Genomic DNA, 19,238 nt, shown 5'->3' on the forward strand with positions numbered 1-19,238 from the left:
AAAGATTAATATGCAGCAACACCACCTTGGCGGGTATGGCCCGAATTTAAAAGACCATCATAGTGGCGCATAAGCAAGTGACTCTCGATCTGCTGTAAGGTATCTATAACTACACCCACTAAAATCAACAGAGAGGTTCCTCCAAAGAATTGAGAGAAAGCCTGCTGAACATCGAGAAGTCCTGCAAGTGCAGGCATAATCGCAATAAATGCTATAAATAATGAACCTGGTAAAGTAATACGAGACATTACGGTATCAATGTACTCAGCAGTATCCTTTCCTGGTTTAACACCTGGAATGAAACCATTGTTACGCTTCATATCCTCAGCCATCTGAGTTGGGTTCAATGTAATAGCAGTATAGAAATATGTAAATGCAATAACCAAGATTACATAAACAACATTATACAACAAACTGCGGTTATCCATCAACTGCTGAACAACGCTGGAAGCATTTTCAGACTGATAGCGAACTATCGCCAATGGAATGAACATTAAAGCCTGAGCAAAGATGATAGGCATTACGTTGGCTGCAAAAAGTTTCAAAGGGATGTACTGACGAGCACCACCATATTGCTTATTGCCGACCAGACGCTTAGCATACTGAACAGGTATTTTACGAGTACCTTGCACCAAAAGAATAGAAGCACAAACTACAGCATAAAGGATCAAAATCTCAACGATAAACATAATAAGACCACCACCAGAAATTGCCTGCAAACGAGAAGTAACCTCCTGAACGAATGCCTGTGGCAAACGGGCGATAATACCAATCATAATAATCAGAGAAATACCATTACCAACACCTTTATCAGTAATACGTTCACCTAACCAAAGGATAAACATACTTCCTGCTGCAAGAATAATAGTAGCCGGAATCATGAAGACCGTCCAACTGATACCAGTTGCCAAAGCATTAGCTGCTTGCATCTTCAAGTTCAAAAGGTAACTAGGAGCCTGAAAGACCAAAATGGCTACAGTCAGGACTCTAGTGTACCATTGTATTTTTTTGCGGCCACTTTCACCTTCACGCTGCATCTTCTGGAAATAAGGTACAGCGACAGCGAGAAGCTGCATAACAATTGAAGCTGAGATATAAGGCATAATTCCTAATGCAAATATAGACGCATTGGAAAATGCACCACCAGAGAACATGTCCAAAAGCGACATAAGACCGCCTGAGGTCTGCGACTGAAGTTTTTCCAACATGCTCGGATTGATACCAGGAAGTACAACAAACGAGCCAAAACGGTAAATAGCCGTAAACAGAAGAGTAATGAGGAGTCTCTGACGGAGGTCCTCAATCTTCCAACAGTTCTTTAGTGTCTCAATAAACTTTTTCATTTACTTAGATTATAGTTGCGTTACCACCTACTGCCTTGATTGCTTCTTCGGCAGTCTTTGAGAAAGCATTAGCTTCAACTTCCAATTTTGCTTTAAGTTCACCATTGCCGAGAACCTTAACGAGAGCCTTACCATTAGTAAGACCAGCCTCTTTAAGTTCAGCAATACCAATCTTAGTAAGGTTCTTTGCCTCAGCAAGAGCCTGAAGAGTAGAAAGGTTTACAGCAAAATACTCCTTATGGTTGATATTCTTGAAACCAGCCTTTGGAACACGACGCTGCAATGGCATCTGACCACCTTCGAAACCAATCTTTCTCTTATAACCAGAACGAGCCTTGGCACCCTTGTGACCACGGGTAGAAGTACCACCGAGTCCAGAACCTGGACCACGACCAATACGACGACGTGAGTGGGTAGAACCTTCAGCAGGTTTTAAATTATTTAATTTCATAATCGTTCCTAATTTAAAAGATTAATTAATCTACTACATTAACGAGGTGATGAACCTTACGGATCATACCACGGTTGCTAGGAGTATCCTCTACCTCAACAACCTGAAAAATCTTGTGGAGACCCAGACAAGCGAGTGTACGCTTCTGATCTACCGGAGCACCGATTTTACTCTTAATCTGCTTGACTTTAATTGTTGCCATATTCGATAAATCCTAATTAACCGTTAAATACTTTATCCATACTGATACCACGCTCACCTGCAACAGTGTATGCATCACGCATCTGAGCAAGAGCAGCGATAGTAGCCTTTACAAGGTTGTGAGCGTTAGAAGAACCCTTTGACTTAGCAATTACGTCCTTAACACCAACACTCTCAAGTACAGCACGCATAGCACCACCGGCCTTCAAACCGGTACCGGCAGCAGCTGGCTTAAGAAGAACCTTAGCACCACCAAAAGCTACCTCAACCTCATGAGGAACAGTACCCTTTAAAACTGGAACTTTTACCAAATTCTTCTTGGCAGCCTCAGTACCCTTAGCGATAGCAGCAGTAACTTCGCCGGCCTTACCAAGACCATAACCGATAACGCCATTACCGTCACCAACAACGACGATAGCAGCGAATGTGAAAGTACGACCACCTTTAGTAACCTTAGTTACACGGTTGATAGCAACCAAGCGATCCTTAAGTTCTACATCATTATTAACTTTTACTTTATTCATTGCCATAATCGTTTAAAATTTAAGACCACCCTTACGAGCACCATCAGCCAACTCCTTAACACGACCATGGTAAAGATAACCATTACGGTCGAAAACTACTGACTCTACACCAGCAGCCTTTGCCTTTTCAGCAACGAGCTCGCCTACTTTAGCAGCCTGCTCCTGCTTAGGCATCTTCTCCAAACCAAGTGAAGAAGCAGAAGCAAGTGTGGTACCTGTCAAATCATTAATAACCTGAGCGTAAATCTGCTTGTTAGAGCGGAAAACACTAAGACGTGGACGCTCAGCTGTTCCATTAACATTCTTACGAATACGGAACTTTATCTTAATTCGTCTTTCTACTTTCTTTGTTGTCATAATCGTAAATAATTAAAATTACTTAGCTGAAGCACTCTTACCAGACTTTCTGCGAATAACTTCACCCTTGAACAAGATACCCTTACCCTTGTAAGGCTCAGGCTTACGGAAAGAACGAATTTTTGCACAAACGAGTCCTAACAACTGCTTGTCACAAGACTCCAATGTAATGATTGGGTTCTGATTTCTTTCAGACTTAGTCTCAACCTTAATCTCCTTAGGTAACTGAATGAAGATAGGGTGTGTATAACCTAAAGCAAATTCGATGAGATTACCCTGGTTTGAAACACGGTAACCAACACCAACCAACTCCATAGTCTTAGAATAACCAGCGCTAACACCAACAACCATGTTGTTAACGAGAGAACGGTACAAACCATGGAAAGCCTGCTTCTGCTTAGAATTAACAGGACTATTTTCATCAATCTCAAATACAATGTGACCATCTGCAACATTCATCTTGATAGATGGATCAATCCACTGAGAAAGTTCACCCTTAGGGCCTTTTACAGACACTACATTAGAATTAGCATCAAAATTAACGGTAACACCTGCAGGGATACTAATTGGCAATTTTCCTATTCTTGACATATTCAATCCTCCAATTAATAAATATAGCAAAGAACCTCACCACCGATCTTAAGATCAGCAGCCTCTTTGTCTGTCATTACACCTTTGGATGTAGATAAGATAGCAATACCTAATCCGTTAATAACTCTTGGCATGTCCTTGTAACCAGTATACTTACGCAAACCTGGAGTAGAAACACGCTTCAAACACTTGATAGCGTTTTGCTTGGTAGTTGGATTGTACTTCAAAGCAACTTTGATAGTACCCTGAGGACCATCCTCTACAAACTTGTAGTTAAGGATGTAACCTTTCTCGAAGAGGATCTTAGTGATCTCTTTCTTCAAGTTAGACGCAGGAACTTCAACAACACGGTGATGAGCCATGATTGCATTTCTGAGTCTTGTCAGATAATCTGCTATTGGATCTGTCATAAAAATAAAATGTTTAATTAATCGGGACGACCCCGACAATATTAAATAAAATAAATCTTTCTAACCTAAAAGGGGATTACCAGCTAGCCTTCTTAACGCCTGGAATCAAACCTGCTGAAGCCATCTCACGGAACTGGATACGAGAAAGACCGAACTGGCGGATATAACCCTTTGGACGACCAGTGATCTTGCAACGATTGTGAAGACGGATAGGGTTTGCATTCTTTGGAATAGCCTGAAGCTTACGAGCTGCCTCGTATGCTTCAGCTGGGTCATTAGAAGTTGCAATAATCTTTTTCAGTGCTTCGCGCTTTTCAGCGTAACGAGCTACAAGCTTTGCACGCTTAACCTCGCGAGCTTTCATTGATTCTTTTGCCATATCTCTTAGTCTTTATTTGCGTTCTTGAATGGAAGACCGAATGCCTTCAAAAGAGCAAAACCTTCTTCGTCAGTCTTTGCTGTTGTAACGAAGGTAATGTTCATACCCTGGATGCGATCGATTTCATCGATATTGATCTCAGGGAAGATAATCTGCTCAGTAATACCCAAAGTGTAATTACCACGACCATCAAACTTGCTTTCAATACCCTTGAAGTCACGGATACGAGGAAGAGAAACACGAACGAGCTTCTCCAAGAACTCATACATACGCTCACGACGCAATGTTACCATAACACCGATAGGCATCTTCTTACGAAGTTTGAAGTTTGCGATATCCTTCTTAGAATATGTAGCAACAGCCTTCTGACCTGTAATTGCTGTAATCTCATTAATAGCTACATCAACAATTTTCTTGTCCTGTGTAGCATCACCGAGACCCTGGTTGATAACAATCTTCTTCAATACAGGAATCTCCATAGCAGAAGAGTAGTTGAACTGCTTCTGCAAAGCTGGAGCGATTGTCTCTTTATATACTTTCTTTAACTGTGCTGTATCCATTACTTGATTTCCTCCCCTGACTTTTTAGCGATGCGAACAACATTTTTACCCTCATGCTTGATAGCTACTCGTGTAGCCTTGCCACTCTTAGGATCGATCAAGCTTAAATTAGAGATATGAATAGGAGCCTCTTGCTTTACGATGCCTCCCTGAGGATTCTTAGCAGAAGGCTTCATGCTCTTAGATACCATGTGTACACCTTCAACAATGGCACGATTCTCATCAACGAGAACCTTGAGCACCTTACCAGTCTTGCCCTTATCTGCACCGGCAATAACGATAACATTATCGTCTTTCTTTATATGTAACTTACTCATTACTTTAAATTTTTAATAATTAAAGAACCTCAGGTGCCAAAGAAACGACTTTCATGTTGACTGCACGGAGCTCACGAGCAACAGGACCGAAGATACGGCTACCACGAAGCTCACCAGCATTATTGAGCAATACACAAGCGTTATCATCGAAACGGATGTAAGAACCATCAGCACGACGAATTTCCTTCTTTGTGCGAACAATCAAAGCCTTTGATACTGCACCTTTCTTCAAATCACTTGATGGGATAACGTTCTTGACAGAAACGACAATCACGTCACCAACACTTGCGTAACGACGGCCTGTACCACCGAGAACTCGAATGCAAAGAGCCTCGCGAGCACCGCTGTTATCACATACTGTAAGTCTTGATTCTGCTTGTATCATAATTACTTAGCTTTTTCTACGATTTGTACTAATCTCCATCTTTTTGTCTTAGACAGAGGACGAGTTTCCATGATCATAACAGTATCACCTACGTTAGCCTCATTATTCTCGTCATGTGCATGGTACTTCTTTGTCTTCTGGACAAACTTACCATAAATAGGGTGCATTTCCTTGAACTTAGCTGCAATAACAATGGTTTTATCCATTTTGTTGCTAATAACAACACCCTGTCTTACTTTTCTTAAATTTCTTGTTTCCATCTGGACCATTATTATTTGTTAAGTTCTCTCTGACGAAGTTCAGTTTTCATACGTGCGATATCACGACGAGCAACCTTAATCTCTGATGGATTCTCAAGTGGAGTTACATTGTGGTTGATCTTCTTCTTGTTCAAAGCGTCAACTGCTGCCTCCAACTTCTCAACCAATTCCTTGGTTTCGATATTTTTAATTTCTGCGATCTTCATAATTAAGCGTTTTTATCGTAATCACGTCTAACAATAAACTTAGTCTTAACAGGAAGTTTCTGTGCTGCAAGACGAAGACCCTCTTTAGCAACATCAAAACTAACTCCCTCTACTTCGAAGAGAATGCGACCTGGTGTAACAGGAGCAACCCATCCTGCAGGATCACCCTTACCTTTACCCATACGGACATCAGCAGGCTTACGAGTGATAGGCTTATCAGGGAAGATACGGATCCACACCTGACCCTGACGATTCATGTAACGGTTCAATGCTACACGAGCTGCCTCTATCTGACGGCTATCGATCCACTTTGGCTCAAGAGTCTTGATACCGAAAGAACCGAATGCCAATTGTGTACCTCTGTGAGCGTTGCCTTTGTTGCCACGTCCATCTTGAGGTCTTCTATATTTTACTCTTTTTGGCTGTAACATGATAGCTTTCTAATTTAACGGTTATTGTTTTTCTTGCGATTACCACCACGGTTTGAGCGACCGTTACCACGGTTGTTGCCCTTGTTATCAGCAGTAAAGTTAGGAGTAAGATCAGCCTTACCATAAACCTCACCACGGCAAATCCAAACCTTGATACCAAGCAAACCTACCTTAGTAAGTGCTTCGCACTGGCAATAATCGATGTCTGCGCGGAATGTGTGAAGAGGAGTACGACCCTCTTTGTACATTTCCTTTCGTGCCATTTCAGCACCATTCAGACGACCAGTAATCTGAATCTTGATACCCTCAGCACCAGCACGCATAGTGTTGGCAACTGCCATCTTGATAGCGCGACGATAAGCAATCATGTGCTCAATCTGGCTAGCGATGTTCTTACCTACGATAGTAGCATCAAGCTCAGGCTTCTTAACCTCGAAGATGTTGATTTGAATATCTTTCTTATAAAGCTTCTTCAACTCTTCCTTCAACTTATCTACATCCTGACCACCTTTACCAATGACAATACCTGGACGGGCTGTACAAATAGTAATGGTAACAAGTTTCAATGTACGCTCGATAACGATACGAGAAACACTTGCCTTAGCAAGACGCTCGTTAAGATACTTACGGATTTTCTGATCCTCTACGAGGTTATCACCGAAGTTCTTACCACCGAACCAATTTGAATCCCAACCACGGATAATACCAAGTCGGTTACTTATCGGATTAACTTTCTGTCCCATTCTACTATTTATTTATCGTCATTAGTTTTTGCATCTACAAAAAGAGTAACATGGTTAGAACGCTTGCGAATTCTATAACCACGACCCTGTGGTGCAGGTCTCATACGTTTCATTGTAACGCCTCCATCAACAAAGACCTTACTGATATAAAGCTCACCATCCTCAGCTTTGCGATCATTCTTAGCTTCCCAGTTAGCGATAGCTGAACGGAGTAATTTCTCAACGTCAGCAGATGCCTGCTTCTTAGAGAAGCGAAGTACTCCGAGTGCACGGTTAACCTCCATACCACGAATCATGTCTACAACGTAGCGCATTTTACGTGGAGAAGAAGGAACGCCTACCAACTTAGCGAAGTACAAGTTTTTACGGGCCTCTTTCAATTTCTCAGCCGCAATATGTTTTCTTGCTCCCATTATTTACTTAATATTTTAAATGGTTTAACCCTTAGTTTACTTTCTGTTACCAGAGTGGCCACCGAAACGACGAGTTGGAGCAAACTCTCCAAGCTTGTGTCCTACCATATTCTCTGTAACATAAACAGGGATAAATTTGTTACCGTTATGAACTGCAACAGTATGTCCTACGAAATCAGGAGATATCATTGAAGCTCTAGCCCATGTCTTAACAACATTTTTCTTGCCACTTTCGTTCATTGCAAGAATTTTCTTCTCCAAAGAAACGTTGATATATGGACCTTTTTTAAGTGAACGACTCATAATTTACTCTTTATTTTTTGTTAGCTCTTTCAATAATATACTTGTTAGAAAGCTTCTTAGGTGCGCGAGTCTTAAGACCCTTAGCGTACAAGCCCTTACGTGAACGTGGGTGACCACCACTCTGGCGACCTTCACCACCACCCATTGGGTGATCAACAGGGTTCATAACAACACCACGGTTGTGAGGACGACGTCCCAACCAGCGTGAGCGACCAGCCTTACCAGACTGCTCAAGAGCGTGATCAGAATTACCTACACTACCGATAGTAGCTTTACAAGCACTCAAAATCTGGCGCAACTCGCCAGAAGGGAGCTTAATAACACAATAACTGCCCTCACGAGAAGTCAACTGAGCAAAATTACCAGCCGAACGAACCAACAAAGCACCCTGACCAGGACGCAACTCAATGTTGTGGATCACTGTACCAACAGGGATGTTTGCCAAAGGAAGACAGTTACCGATTTCAGGAGCAGCCTCTGCACCTGACATCAAAGTAGCGCCTACCTGAAGTCCGTTAGGAGCAATAATGTAACGTTTTTCACCATCAGCATAGTAAAGCAATGCGATACGAGCAGAACGATTAGGATCGTACTCGATTGTTTTAACAACTGCTGGAACACCATCTTTCTCACGTTTGAAGTCGATTAAACGATACTTCTGCTTATGACCACCACCAATGTAGCGAACGGTCATTTTACCGGTGTTGTTTCGACCACCGGTAGAACGCTTACCGTAAACGAGAGACTTCTCTGGCACGGATGCAGTAATATCCTCGAACGTGCCAATAACTTTGTGTCTTTGACCCGGAGTAACCGGTTTTAATTTACGTACTGCCATTTTTTATTTTAAATATTGCTATAAAAATCAATTGTTTCGCCCTCTTTCAGAGTAACGATTGCCTTCTTGAACGCATTCTTCTGGCCCTTAACAAGACCTGCCTTAGTATAACGAGCAGAGCGCTTGCCTGAGTAACGCAGAGTGTTTACGTCAACTACTGTAACATTATACAGACTTTCAACTTCCTTCTTAATCTCGAGCTTATTAGCCTCAGGACGAACAACGAAGCCATAGCGGTTAGGCTGCTTGTCTGTAATCTTGGTCATCTTCTCAGTAACCAATGGTTTGATAATAAATGCCATATTCTAATATCTCCTTTTTACTTTGTTAAGATTTGGTCGATTGTCTCAAGCGACTTTTCAGTAATCACTACAACATCAGCATTCAAAATTTTGTACGAATTGACGTTAGATGCGAGGATAACCTCAGAGCGCTGTAAGTTACGAGCAGACAAATATACGTTTTTATTTGATTCTGGCAAAACGAAGAGTACCTTTTTGCCCTCGATTTTAAGATTCTTAAGAACACTTAAGAATTCTTTAGTCTTTGGAGCCTCAAAAGTGAAATCTTCCAACATCACGATAGAGTTCTCCTGAGCCTTGTAAGACAGAGCAGACTTACGAGCAAGAATCTTTACTTTCTTATTCAATTTGAAGCGATAATCACGTGGCTTAGGACCAAAAACGCGAGCACCACCTACGAGTACAGGTGAGTTAATATCACCACGGCGAGCACCACCGCCGCCCTTCTGACGACCAAGCTTACGAGTAGAACCGCTCATCTCGCTTCTCTCCTTAGACTTAGCTGTACCCTGACGCTGGTTAGCGAGATACTGCTTTACGTCGAGATAGAGAACGTGATCGTTAGGCTCAATACCGAAGATTGCATCATTAAGAGCTACCTTACGGCCGGTCTCCTGACCTTTGATATCTAATACGCTAACTTCCATTATTTCTCAATTAAAACAGTTGAACCTTTGCATCCAGCGAAAGAACCCTTCACGATAAGAAGATTCTGCTCTGGAATAACCTTTAACACCTGAAGGTTCTGAGTAGTAACTCTGTCACCTCCCATTTGGCCGCCCATGCGCATACCCTTGAATACCTTAGCTGGGTAAGAACATGCACCAATAGATCCCGGCTTACGAGCGCGGTCATCCTGACCGTGAGTAGACTGACCTACACCACCGAATCCGTGACGCTTAACAACGCCCTGGAAGCCTTTACCCTTTGATGTACCAATGACATCAACGAACTTGCAGTCGTTGAAGATTTCAACTGTAATGGTGTCACCGAGGTTGTACTCCTCATCAAACTTGAACTCGGCCAAGTGCTTCTTAGGTGTTGTGCCTGCCTTCTTGAAGATTCCCATCATAGGCTGAGAAGTTCTCTTCTCTTTAGCCTCACCGAAACCTAACTGATAAGCCTTGTAACCATCCTTCTCTACAGTTTTAACCTGGGTTACAACACAAGGACCTACTTCGATAACAGTGCACGGAATATTCTTACCGTCGGCACTGAAAACGGATGTCATTCCGATTTTTTTTCCAATTAATCCTGGCATTTCAATTTAAATTTAAATAATTAGACTTTGATTTCTACTTCTACACCACTTGGCAATTCAAGCTTCATCAAGGCATCAACTGTCTTAGCTGTTGAGCTGTAGATGTCGATGAGACGCTTGAAATCTGAGAGCTGGAACTGCTCGCGAGACTTCTTATTAACGAAGGTACTGCGGTTTACAGTAAAAATACGCTTGTGTGTTGGCAATGGAATAGGACCACTAACGATAGCGCCTGTTGCCTTAACAGCCTTCACAATCTTCTCAGCTGACTTGTCAACCAACTGGTGGTCGTAAGACTTCAGCTTAATTCTGATTTTCTGACTCATTTTTAAAATTAAGTTATTATTTATATGAATTATTTAGTCTAATGGAAGAAGAGGTACGCTGCTTAAGAGTCATTCGCTAAGCAGCGCCTCATCTTACCGTTATTTCTTATTAAAGGAGTTCTGCGTGACCCTTAACCTCCTCCAACACAGCCTTAGCAATTGTTGAAGAAAGAGGTGCATGATGATCGTACTCCATAGAACTTGTTGCACGACCAGAAGTGATAGTACGCAAAGCTGTTACATAACCGAACATTTCAGCCAATGGAACCATTGCCTTTACGATGCGAGCACCGCTACGACCTTCTTCCATACCCTGAACGAGACCACGGCGCTTGTTCAAGTCACCGATTACGTCACCCATGTTCTCTTCTGGAGTAACAACCTCTACCTTCATGATAGGCTCCATCAAAACAGGACCTGCCTTAGGGCAAAGTACCTTGAATGCCTGATGTGCAACCAACTCGAATGACAACTGGTCAGAGTCAACTGGGTGGAAGCTACCATCGGTCAAAGTTACCTTCAAACCTGTCATTGGGAAGCCACCAAGTACACCATTTGACAAGCAATCAGCGAAGCCCTTCTGTACAGATGGGATGAATTCCTTAGGAACGTTACCACCCTTAACTTCGTTGATGAACTGCAAGTCGCCTTCCTTGTAATCCTCATCCTTAGGACCGATGGTTACATCGATACAAGCGAACTTACCACGACCACCAGACTGCTTCTTGTAAGTCTCACGGCTCTGAGCTGTCTTAGTAATAGCCTCCTTGTAGTTAACCTGAGGCTTACCCTGGTTACATTCAACCTTGAACTCACGCTTCAAGCGGTCGATGATGATATCCAAGTGGAGCTCACCCATACCAGAGATGATAGTCTGACCGCTCTGCTCGTCTGTACGAACTGTGAAGGTTGGGTCCTCTTCAGCCAACTTAGCGAGACCATTGTCCATCTTAGCGATGTCAGCCTGGCTCTTTGGCTCAACTGCAATAGAGATCACAGTATCAGGGAATGTCATAGACTCCAATACGATTGGGTGATCCTCATCACAGAGTGTATCACCAGTACGGATATCCTTGAAACCTACACCTGCACCGATATCACCTGCGTCGATAGACTCCATAGGGATTTCCTGCTTAGAGTTCATCTGGAACAGACGGCTGATACGCTCGCGCTTGCCAGAACGTGGGTTGTAAACATAAGAACCTGCAACAACCTTACCAGAGTAAACACGGAAGAACACCAAGCGACCCATGAATGGGTCTGTAGCGATCTTAAATGCGAGAGCAGATGTTGGCTCATCCTCAGATGGCTTACGATCCTCTTCCTCTTCAGTATCAGGGTTGGTACCGATGATATTTGGAGTATCCATTGGTGAAGGCAAGAATGCACATACATAGTCGAGCAATGGCTGAACACCCTTGTTCTTGTATGAAGAACCGAGCAACATTGGGCAGCACTCCATAGCGCAGCAACCCTTGCGGATAGCAGCGAGGAGCTTCTCCTCTGGAATATCCTTACCATCGAGGTAAAGCTCCATAACCTCGTCATCGAAGTTAGCAGCACCCTCAAGGAGCTTATCACGCCACTCAGCAGCCTCATCAGCCAAGTCAGCAGGAATATCCTCTACGTCATACTCAGCACCCATAGTCTCATCGTGCCAAAGGATTGCCTTCATCTTAATCAGGTCAACTACACCCTTGAAGTTCTCCTCAGCACCAATAGGAATCTGAATAGCAATTGGGTTAGCGCCCAAGATATCCTTCATCTGCTGAACTGTCTCGAAGAAGTTAGCACCAGAACGGTCCATCTTGTTTACATAACCAATACGAGGTACATTATACTTATCAGCCTGGCGCCATACAGTCTCTGACTGAGGCTGAACACCGTCAGCAGCAGAATATGTAGCAACAGCACCATCGAGTACACGGAGTGAACGCTCAACCTCAGCAGTGAAGTCAACGTGTCCCGGAGTATCGATCAAGTTAATCTTATAAGACTTACCAAGATAATTCCAGTTACAAGTAGTAGCTGCAGAAGTAATAGTGATACCACGCTCCTGCTCCTGGGCCATCCAGTCCATAGTTGCAGCACCATCGTGTACCTCACCGATCTTATGAGTCTTACCTGTATAGAACAAGATACGCTCAGATGTTGTTGTTTTACCGGCATCGATGTGCGCCATGATACCGATGTTACGTGTCAAATGTAAATCGCGATTTGCCATTTTCTTATATACCTATTAATTAAATTAGAATCTGAAGTGAGCAAATGCACGGTTAGCCTCAGCCATACGATGCATATCCTCCTTACGCTTAAATGCACCACCCTGGTTGTTGTAAGCATCCATAATCTCAGCAGCCAACTTATCTGCCATAGTCTTACCACCACGCTTACGAGCGAATGCAATAAGATTCTTCATAGAGATACTTTCCTTACGATCAGGACGAATTTCAGTAGGAACCTGGAATGTAGCACCACCGATACGACGGCTCTTAACCTCTACCTGAGGAGTGATGTTATCGAGTGCCTGTTTCCAAATCTCAAGTGCAGACTTTTCCTCGTTAGCCATCTTAGCCTTAACGGTATCCAATGCATTATAGAAAATTTCATATGATGTATTCTTCTTACCATCATACATCAAGTGATTAACGAACTTTGAGACCTTCTGGTCGTTGAAGACTGGATCTGGGAGGATCACACGCTTCTTTGGTTTTGCTTTTCTCATTTTTAATTGAAAAATTTTAAATTCTGCGGAGGCTGTTTACTGTTCTTCAACGTTCGCACCCGAACATTTACTCAACCTATTTACTTCTCCAGCAAAACGTTTTGAATAAAAATAATGTTTTTACCTAAACTCCCAACCTTCTCCGATCGTGAGTTTTCGGTTTTGTCTAAATTTTAAGAATTACTTCTTAGCCTTTGGACGTTTAGCACCGTACTTAGAACGACGCTGTGTACGATTTGCAACACCTGCAGTATCAAGAGTACCACGAACGATGTGATAACGTACACCTGGAAGATCTTTAACACGACCACCACGAACCAACACGATTGAGTGCTCCTGCAAATTGTGACCCTCTCCTGGGATGTAAGAGTTAACCTCTTTAGAGTTTGTCAAACGAACACGAGCAACCTTACGCATTGCTGAATTAGGCTTCTTAGGAGTTGTGGTGTAAACACGAACGCAAACACCACGACGCTGAGGACATGAATCCAAAGCTGGTGACTTACTCTTGTCAACCAAAACCTGTCTGCCTTTTCTTACCAATTGTGAAATAGTAGGCATAATTAAACTTTTTAATTTATATATTATTTTTTTGTTATTATCTACCAATTTTTCGAAGAAGCCACTTCGTCGGTGCCTTTTTCGGGGTGCAAAGTTACGATTTTTCCTTTAAACCACCTAATTTATCTAAAAGCAAATTTCATGCAACTTTAAATTTTAACTAAAAATAACTTTTCTATATTGAAATTAAAAAGTAAATGGGTAAAATTGCCCCCTTTTGCAGCAATTGTTACAATGTTGTTAGAGCTTTTCTATAGTATGTCTGTTAGGTTATAACGACTCTATTAATATCAGTTTTTTATTGGCTAATTTAGTATAAGAAAGTATGCTATACAAAGGGTTAAGCTTCACCCTTTGGAATCTTGAATGGAGCAATTGGCTCTTCAGGAGCCTGTGGCAACTTGATTGTACCAAATGCCTGTTCGAAATTATAGATATTACTCTGCAGAGCCTGCAACAAACGCTTAGCATGTTCTGGAGCCATAATCACGCGACTCTTAATCTGTGGCTGTGGCATTCCTGGCATTACGCATGCAAAGTCTAAGATGAAATCTGAAGTGGAGTGAGTGATGAGCGCCAAATTAGAATATGTGCCCTCTGCTACTTCAGGATTAATACCCATTTGAAACTGGTTCTGATTGTCTTTTTTATTATCTTCCATATTTCTTTAAGTTTATAAGGTAAAACATTTAATTAACGGATGCAAACTTACACAAAAAATCTGATATGAGCAAACTTTTTAGCTATTTTTTAAAGAAAGACAGAAATAAAAAGCGAAACAAATGAGAATAGAAACAACAAATTTCAGAGAATCAAAAATTAAACATCAAAGGGCAAAAGCAAATTCGTCTTAGAATAAAAGCCAAAGATCATATAAACAAAATGGGTATATCATTGCTGACATACCCATTTTTATTATGTATATATACATTATTATATTTGTATATAGAAATCTATTTACTGTTATCTCCTATTTATTATAGAAGTCAAGCAGCATTACTCACCAATAGAAGGGTCTGTATAGTCGAGTACATTCTTTCTGTTGGCCTGCATACGCTCATATTCTTCCTTAGAGCCTACGATAAGTTTATCCCACTGACGAAGACCAGTACCTGCAGGAATCAAGTGTCCGCAGATTACATTCTCCTTCATACCCTCGAGATAATCTACCTTACCACGGATGGCTGCCTCATTCAAGACCTTAGTAGTTTCCTGGAATGATGCAGCACTCATGAAGCTCTTAGTACCAAGAGCTGCACGGGTGATACCCTGAAGAATCTGAGTAGATGTAGCAGACACAGCATCACGTACCTGAACGAGTTTCTTGTCACGACGCTTCAATGCAGAGTTCTCATCACGCAACTTACGGGCTGTAATGATCTGACCAGGCTTGAGATTCTCGCTATCACCGGCATCGGTAACAACCTTCTTACCCCAGATACGATCATTCTCTTCTGCAAAGTCGAGTTTATCTACCAACTCCTGCTCAAGGAATGTAGTATCACCTGGATCGTCGATTCGAACCTTACGCATCATCTGGCGCACAACAACCTCGAAGTGCTTATCGTTGATAGCCACACCCTGAAGACGATATACGTCCTGAATCTGGTTTACGATATACTCCTGAACGGCAGTAGGACCCATAATAGCAAGGATATCGCCTGGAGTTACACTACCATCAGACAATGGAGTACCTGCACGTACGGCATCGTGCTCCTGTACCAGAATCTGCTTTGAAAGAGATACGAGATACTTCTTCTGGTCACCAGTTTTAGAAGTAACGATAATCTCACGGTTACCACGTTTTACCTTACCCATTGTTACCTCACCGTCGATTTCAGAAACGACAGCAGGGTTAGATGGATTACGTGCCTCAAGCAACTCGGTTACACGTGGAAGACCACCGGTAATATCACCAGCACCACCTACGGCACGTGGAATCTTAACCATTACCTCACCAGTCTTGATAGTTTGACCATCCTCAACAGCCAAGTGACCACCTACAGGGAAGTTATAAGTACCGAGAACCTCACCATTAGCACCGATTACATCACAAGATGGAACCATTGCCTTATTCTTAGAGTCGGTGATGATCTTCTCCTCAAGACCAGTAGTTTCATCGACCTCAGCACGATAAGTAGCATCTTTCTGTACATCATTGAATTTCAATGTACCAGCATACTGGCTCACGATTACGGCGTTGAATGGGTCCCACTTAGCAATGACAGTACCCTTATCTACGATTTCACCTTCTTTATGATAGAGAGAAGAACCATAAGGTACATTCAATGAAGAAAGAATGATATTTGTATTAGGATCTACGAAACGGATTTCAGCAAGGTGGCTTACAACCTTCTCGCAATTAATATCGTTACCTTCCTCATCTTCCTCTACGAATGGAACAGTGCTCAACTCGTCGAATTCGATACGTGCCTTGTTCTTTGCCTCAATCTTAGCATTAGCTGCAGCGTTGGAAGCAATACCACCGGCATGGAATGTACGGAGAGTCAACTGAGTACCAGGCTCACCGATAGCCTGTGCTGCGATGACACCCACAGCCTCACCCAACTGTACCATGCGGGCAGTAGCCAAGTTGCGGCCATAGCACTTCATGCAGACACCCTTCTTGCTTTCGCAAGTGAGTACAGAGCGGATTTCCACACTTTCGATAGGAGAATCCTCGATTGCCTTAGCCTTAGCTTCAGTAATCTGATCACCAGCAGCAACAATCAATTCGCCAGTTGTAGGATGGATTACATCGTGTACAGAAACACGGCCCAAGATACGCTCATAGAGAGAAGAGATAACCTCATCACCATTCTTCAAAGCTGTGCAAACCAAGCCGCGCAATGTACCACAATCCTCTTCTGTAATGATCACGTCATGAGAAACGTCTACAAGACGACGGGTGAGGTAACCTGCATCGGCAGTCTTCATAGCGGTATCGGCAAGACCCTTACGCGCACCGTGGGAAGCGATAAAGTACTCCAACACAGACATACCCTCCTTAAAGTTGGAAAGGATAGGGTTTTCAATGATCTGCGCACCTTCAGCACCAGCCTTCTGAGGCTTAGCCATCAAACCACGCATACCAGACAACTGCTTAATCTGATCCTTAGAACCACGGGCTCCAGAATCAAGCATCATATACACTGCATTGAATCCCTGGTCAGCCTCGGTCATTTCCTTCATCAGGATATTACCCAAGTCGGTGTTAACGTGAGTCCAAGTATCAATTACCTGATTGTAACGCTCCTTGTTGGTAATGAAACCCATATTATAGTTGTTGGTGATTTCCTCAATCTCCTTCTGACCTCTTGATACGATTTCCTCCTTCTCTGGTGGGATAATGATATCACCAAGGTTAAATGAAAGACCTGCAACATAAGCCATGCGGTAACCCAGGTTCTTGATACCATCAAGGAATTCACAAGCCTGTGCCATACCCACACTCTTGATTACGTCAGAAATCAGGCCACGCAATGTCTTCTTTGAGATGACATCATTGAAGAAGCCTACCTCTTCTGGAATAATCTGGTTGACGATCACACGACCTACAGATGTTTCCACCATACGCTTCTGTGGCTTGCCATCTACAACATCGTTAACGATTACCTTAACCAGAGAGTGAAGATCGCAACGACCTTCATTACGGGCAATCAGAGCCTCCTCCGGACCGTAGAATGTCAAACCTTCACCCTTAGCACCTGGGCGGATCTTAGTAATATAGTAAAGACCGAGCACCATATCCTGAGAAGGAACGGTGATAGGCGCACCATTGGCAGGGTTCAAGATGTTGTGGCTCTGGAGCATCAGAATCTGTGCCTCCAATACTGCCTCATTGCTCAATGGAAGGTGAACAGCCATCTGGTCACCATCGAAGTCGGCGTTGAACGCAGTACAAGCCAATGGGTGTAATTGGATAGCCTTACCCTCAATCATCTTAGGCTGGAAAGCCTGGATACCAAGACGGTGAAGTGTCGGAGCACGGTTCAGCATAACCGGATGACCCTTCATCACGTTCTCCAGGATATCCCAGATAACAGGTTCGCGACGGTCAACAATCTTCTTGGCACTCTTAACAGTCTTTACGATACCACGCTCTATCAACTTACGGATGATGAATGGTTTGTAAAGCTCAGCAGCCATCAACTTAGGAAGACCGCACTCACCCATCTTCAACTCAGGACCTACAACGATTACGGAACGTGCAGAGTAGTCAACACGCTTACCGAGGAGGTTCTGACGGAAACGACCCTGCTTACCCTTCAAAGAGTCAGAGAGTGACTTCAATGGACGGTTGCTCTCGCTCTTTACAGCAGAACTCTTGCGTGAGTTGTCAAACAAGCTGTCCACTGCCTCCTGCAACATACGCTTCTCATTACGGAGAATTACCTCAGGAGCCTTGATTTCTACGAGTCGCTTCAAACGGTTATTACGGATGATAACACGACGGTAGAGGTCGTTCAAGTCAGAAGTAGCGAAACGACCACCATCAAGCGGAACCAAAGGGCGGAGCTCAGGAGGAGTCACAGGAATTACCTTCATGATCATCCACTCTGGCTTGTTGATGCCCTTGCTTGCACGGAAGCCCTCTACTACCTGAAGACGCTTCAAAGCCTCGGTCTTGCGCTGCTGGCTTGAATCGTTGTTGGCATGATCGCGAAGCTCGTAAGACAAGCTGTCGAGATCAATGTTCTGAAGCAGTTCATAGATTGCCTCAGCACCCATCTTGGCAACAAACTTGTTAGGATCATCATCTGCAAGATATTCATTTTCAGGATCCAGATGATTGTCAAGAATATCAATATACTCTTCCTCTGTGAGGAGGTCGAGCTTATGAGAACCGTTGATTTCGAGACCGTCAGCATCAGTTTTTCCTTCCAGCACACCTGGACGGATCACTACATACTTCTCATAGTAGATGACAGCATCCAGTTTCTTGGTAGGCATACCCAGGAGGTAACCTATCTTATTAGGAAGGGAACGGAAATACCAGATGTGAGCAACAGGTACGACGAGTTCGATGTGACCAGCACGCTCACGGCGCACCTTCTTCTCAGTCACCTCAACACCGCATCGGTCGCAGACGATTCCCTTGTAGCGGATACGCTTGTACTTGCCGCAGGCGCACTCATAGTCCTTGGTAGGACCAAAGATGCGCTCGCAGAACAAGCCGTCACGTTCCGGCTTATATGTACGATAATTAATGGTTTCAGGCTTAGTCACCTCACCATACGAATTTTCCAAGATCTCCTCTGGAGAAGCAAGACCGATGGTAATCTTCGTAAAATTATTCTTTACCTTTGTATCTTTTTTGAAAGCCATGTTTCTATATCTAAATTAGGGGT

The 19,238-nt window shown here is 43.1% G+C and carries 27 protein-coding genes; all 27 read right to left on the reverse strand.

Translation table 11 applies throughout. The features are described 5' to 3' along the window. Positions 1-5 precede the first annotated feature (5 nt). A complete protein-coding gene (secY, locus tag EXN75_RS06930) occupies positions 6-1,343 on the reverse strand; it encodes a preprotein translocase subunit SecY (RefSeq protein ID WP_118116704.1) in 1,338 nt (445 codons plus the stop codon). Between the two features lie 4 nt (positions 1,344-1,347). Then, positions 1,348-1,794, reverse strand: coding sequence for a 50S ribosomal protein L15 (rplO, locus tag EXN75_RS06935; protein WP_118116706.1), 447 nt, complete (start codon positions 1,792-1,794; stop codon positions 1,348-1,350). A gap of 25 nt (positions 1,795-1,819) precedes the next feature. Further along, positions 1,820-1,996, reverse strand: coding sequence for a 50S ribosomal protein L30 (rpmD, locus tag EXN75_RS06940; RefSeq protein WP_134843273.1), 177 nt, complete (start codon positions 1,994-1,996; stop codon positions 1,820-1,822). 16 nt (positions 1,997-2,012) lie between these two features. Further along, positions 2,013-2,525, reverse strand: a complete 513-nt coding sequence (rpsE, locus tag EXN75_RS06945; RefSeq protein WP_118116710.1) for a 30S ribosomal protein S5 — start codon at positions 2,523-2,525, stop codon at positions 2,013-2,015. 6 nt (positions 2,526-2,531) lie between these two features. Beyond that, positions 2,532-2,876 (reverse strand): 50S ribosomal protein L18, encoded by a 345-nt coding sequence (gene rplR / locus EXN75_RS06950; RefSeq protein ID WP_118116712.1) that lies wholly within the window; start codon positions 2,874-2,876, stop codon positions 2,532-2,534. A gap of 18 nt (positions 2,877-2,894) precedes the next feature. Beyond that, positions 2,895-3,467, reverse strand: coding sequence for a 50S ribosomal protein L6 (gene rplF, locus EXN75_RS06955; protein ID WP_118116714.1), 573 nt, complete (start codon positions 3,465-3,467; stop codon positions 2,895-2,897). A gap of 14 nt (positions 3,468-3,481) precedes the next feature. Beyond that, positions 3,482-3,877: a 30S ribosomal protein S8 gene (gene rpsH / locus EXN75_RS06960; protein ID WP_118116716.1), complete on the reverse strand. Its 396-nt coding sequence runs from the start codon at positions 3,875-3,877 to the stop codon at positions 3,482-3,484. Positions 3,878-3,953: 76 nt separating this feature from the next. Continuing rightward, a complete protein-coding gene (gene rpsN / locus EXN75_RS06965; RefSeq protein ID WP_118116718.1) occupies positions 3,954-4,256 on the reverse strand; it encodes a 30S ribosomal protein S14 in 303 nt (100 codons plus the stop codon). Between the two features lie 5 nt (positions 4,257-4,261). Next, complete coding sequence (gene rplE, locus EXN75_RS06970) at positions 4,262-4,816, reverse strand: 50S ribosomal protein L5 (RefSeq protein ID WP_022122149.1); 555 nt, start codon at positions 4,814-4,816, stop codon at positions 4,262-4,264. Further along, positions 4,816-5,133, reverse strand: coding sequence for a 50S ribosomal protein L24 (gene rplX, locus EXN75_RS06975; protein WP_118116720.1), 318 nt, complete (start codon positions 5,131-5,133; stop codon positions 4,816-4,818). The genes rplE and rplX overlap by 1 nt, the downstream gene beginning before the upstream one ends. Positions 5,134-5,152: 19 nt before the next feature. After that, positions 5,153-5,518 carry a 50S ribosomal protein L14 gene (gene rplN / locus EXN75_RS06980; protein WP_004369535.1) on the reverse strand — a complete coding sequence of 122 codons (366 nt, stop codon included), beginning with the start codon at positions 5,516-5,518 and terminating at the stop codon, positions 5,153-5,155. 2 nt (positions 5,519-5,520) lie between these two features. Beyond that, on the reverse strand, positions 5,521-5,787 hold the full coding sequence (gene rpsQ, locus EXN75_RS06985) for a 30S ribosomal protein S17 (RefSeq protein ID WP_006848827.1): 267 nt from the start codon (positions 5,785-5,787) through the stop codon (positions 5,521-5,523). Positions 5,788-5,789: 2 nt separating this feature from the next. Beyond that, on the reverse strand, positions 5,790-5,984 hold the full coding sequence (rpmC, locus tag EXN75_RS06990) for a 50S ribosomal protein L29 (protein WP_006848828.1): 195 nt from the start codon (positions 5,982-5,984) through the stop codon (positions 5,790-5,792). A 2-nt stretch (positions 5,985-5,986) separates the two neighbouring features. After that, on the reverse strand, positions 5,987-6,415 hold the full coding sequence (gene rplP / locus EXN75_RS06995) for a 50S ribosomal protein L16 (RefSeq protein ID WP_118116722.1): 429 nt from the start codon (positions 6,413-6,415) through the stop codon (positions 5,987-5,989). Between the two features lie 14 nt (positions 6,416-6,429). Further along, the gene (rpsC, locus tag EXN75_RS07000) at positions 6,430-7,158 is read right to left on the reverse strand and encodes a 30S ribosomal protein S3 (protein ID WP_118116724.1); all 729 of its coding nucleotides are present in this window, start codon (positions 7,156-7,158) and stop codon (positions 6,430-6,432) included. A gap of 8 nt (positions 7,159-7,166) precedes the next feature. Continuing rightward, positions 7,167-7,571, reverse strand: coding sequence for a 50S ribosomal protein L22 (gene rplV, locus EXN75_RS07005; protein WP_118116726.1), 405 nt, complete (start codon positions 7,569-7,571; stop codon positions 7,167-7,169). Between the two features lie 36 nt (positions 7,572-7,607). Continuing rightward, positions 7,608-7,874 (reverse strand): 30S ribosomal protein S19, encoded by a 267-nt coding sequence (rpsS, locus tag EXN75_RS07010; RefSeq protein ID WP_006848832.1) that lies wholly within the window; start codon positions 7,872-7,874, stop codon positions 7,608-7,610. A 10-nt stretch (positions 7,875-7,884) separates the two neighbouring features. Continuing rightward, positions 7,885-8,712, reverse strand: a complete 828-nt coding sequence (gene rplB / locus EXN75_RS07015; RefSeq protein WP_118116728.1) for a 50S ribosomal protein L2 — start codon at positions 8,710-8,712, stop codon at positions 7,885-7,887. A gap of 8 nt (positions 8,713-8,720) precedes the next feature. After that, positions 8,721-9,014 carry a 50S ribosomal protein L23 gene (gene rplW / locus EXN75_RS07020; RefSeq protein WP_118116730.1) on the reverse strand — a complete coding sequence of 98 codons (294 nt, stop codon included), beginning with the start codon at positions 9,012-9,014 and terminating at the stop codon, positions 8,721-8,723. Positions 9,015-9,031: 17 nt separating this feature from the next. Beyond that, on the reverse strand, positions 9,032-9,661 hold the full coding sequence (gene rplD / locus EXN75_RS07025) for a 50S ribosomal protein L4 (RefSeq protein WP_118116732.1): 630 nt from the start codon (positions 9,659-9,661) through the stop codon (positions 9,032-9,034). After that, positions 9,661-10,275, reverse strand: coding sequence for a 50S ribosomal protein L3 (gene rplC / locus EXN75_RS07030; RefSeq protein WP_118116734.1), 615 nt, complete (start codon positions 10,273-10,275; stop codon positions 9,661-9,663). The genes rplD and rplC overlap by 1 nt, the downstream gene beginning before the upstream one ends. Positions 10,276-10,295: 20 nt before the next feature. Continuing rightward, entirely contained in the window at positions 10,296-10,601 is a 306-nt protein-coding gene (gene rpsJ, locus EXN75_RS07035; protein WP_006283658.1) for a 30S ribosomal protein S10, read from the reverse strand. A 109-nt stretch (positions 10,602-10,710) separates the two neighbouring features. After that, positions 10,711-12,825 carry an elongation factor G gene (gene fusA, locus EXN75_RS07040; RefSeq protein WP_118116736.1) on the reverse strand — a complete coding sequence of 705 codons (2,115 nt, stop codon included), beginning with the start codon at positions 12,823-12,825 and terminating at the stop codon, positions 10,711-10,713. Positions 12,826-12,849: 24 nt separating this feature from the next. Beyond that, positions 12,850-13,326, reverse strand: a complete 477-nt coding sequence (gene rpsG, locus EXN75_RS07045) for a 30S ribosomal protein S7 (protein ID WP_118116738.1) — start codon at positions 13,324-13,326, stop codon at positions 12,850-12,852. Between the two features lie 180 nt (positions 13,327-13,506). After that, complete coding sequence (rpsL, locus tag EXN75_RS07050; RefSeq protein ID WP_022110378.1) at positions 13,507-13,887, reverse strand: 30S ribosomal protein S12; 381 nt, start codon at positions 13,885-13,887, stop codon at positions 13,507-13,509. 340 nt (positions 13,888-14,227) lie between these two features. Continuing rightward, a complete protein-coding gene (locus tag EXN75_RS07055) occupies positions 14,228-14,548 on the reverse strand; it encodes a DUF3467 domain-containing protein (protein WP_118116740.1) in 321 nt (106 codons plus the stop codon). Between the two features lie 335 nt (positions 14,549-14,883). Continuing rightward, on the reverse strand, positions 14,884-19,215 hold the full coding sequence (gene rpoC, locus EXN75_RS07060) for a DNA-directed RNA polymerase subunit beta' (protein ID WP_118116742.1): 4,332 nt from the start codon (positions 19,213-19,215) through the stop codon (positions 14,884-14,886). Positions 19,216-19,238 lie beyond the last annotated feature (23 nt).

The organism is Segatella hominis, from assembly GCF_004535825.1.
Lineage (GTDB): Bacteria > Bacteroidota > Bacteroidia > Bacteroidales > Bacteroidaceae > Prevotella > Prevotella hominis.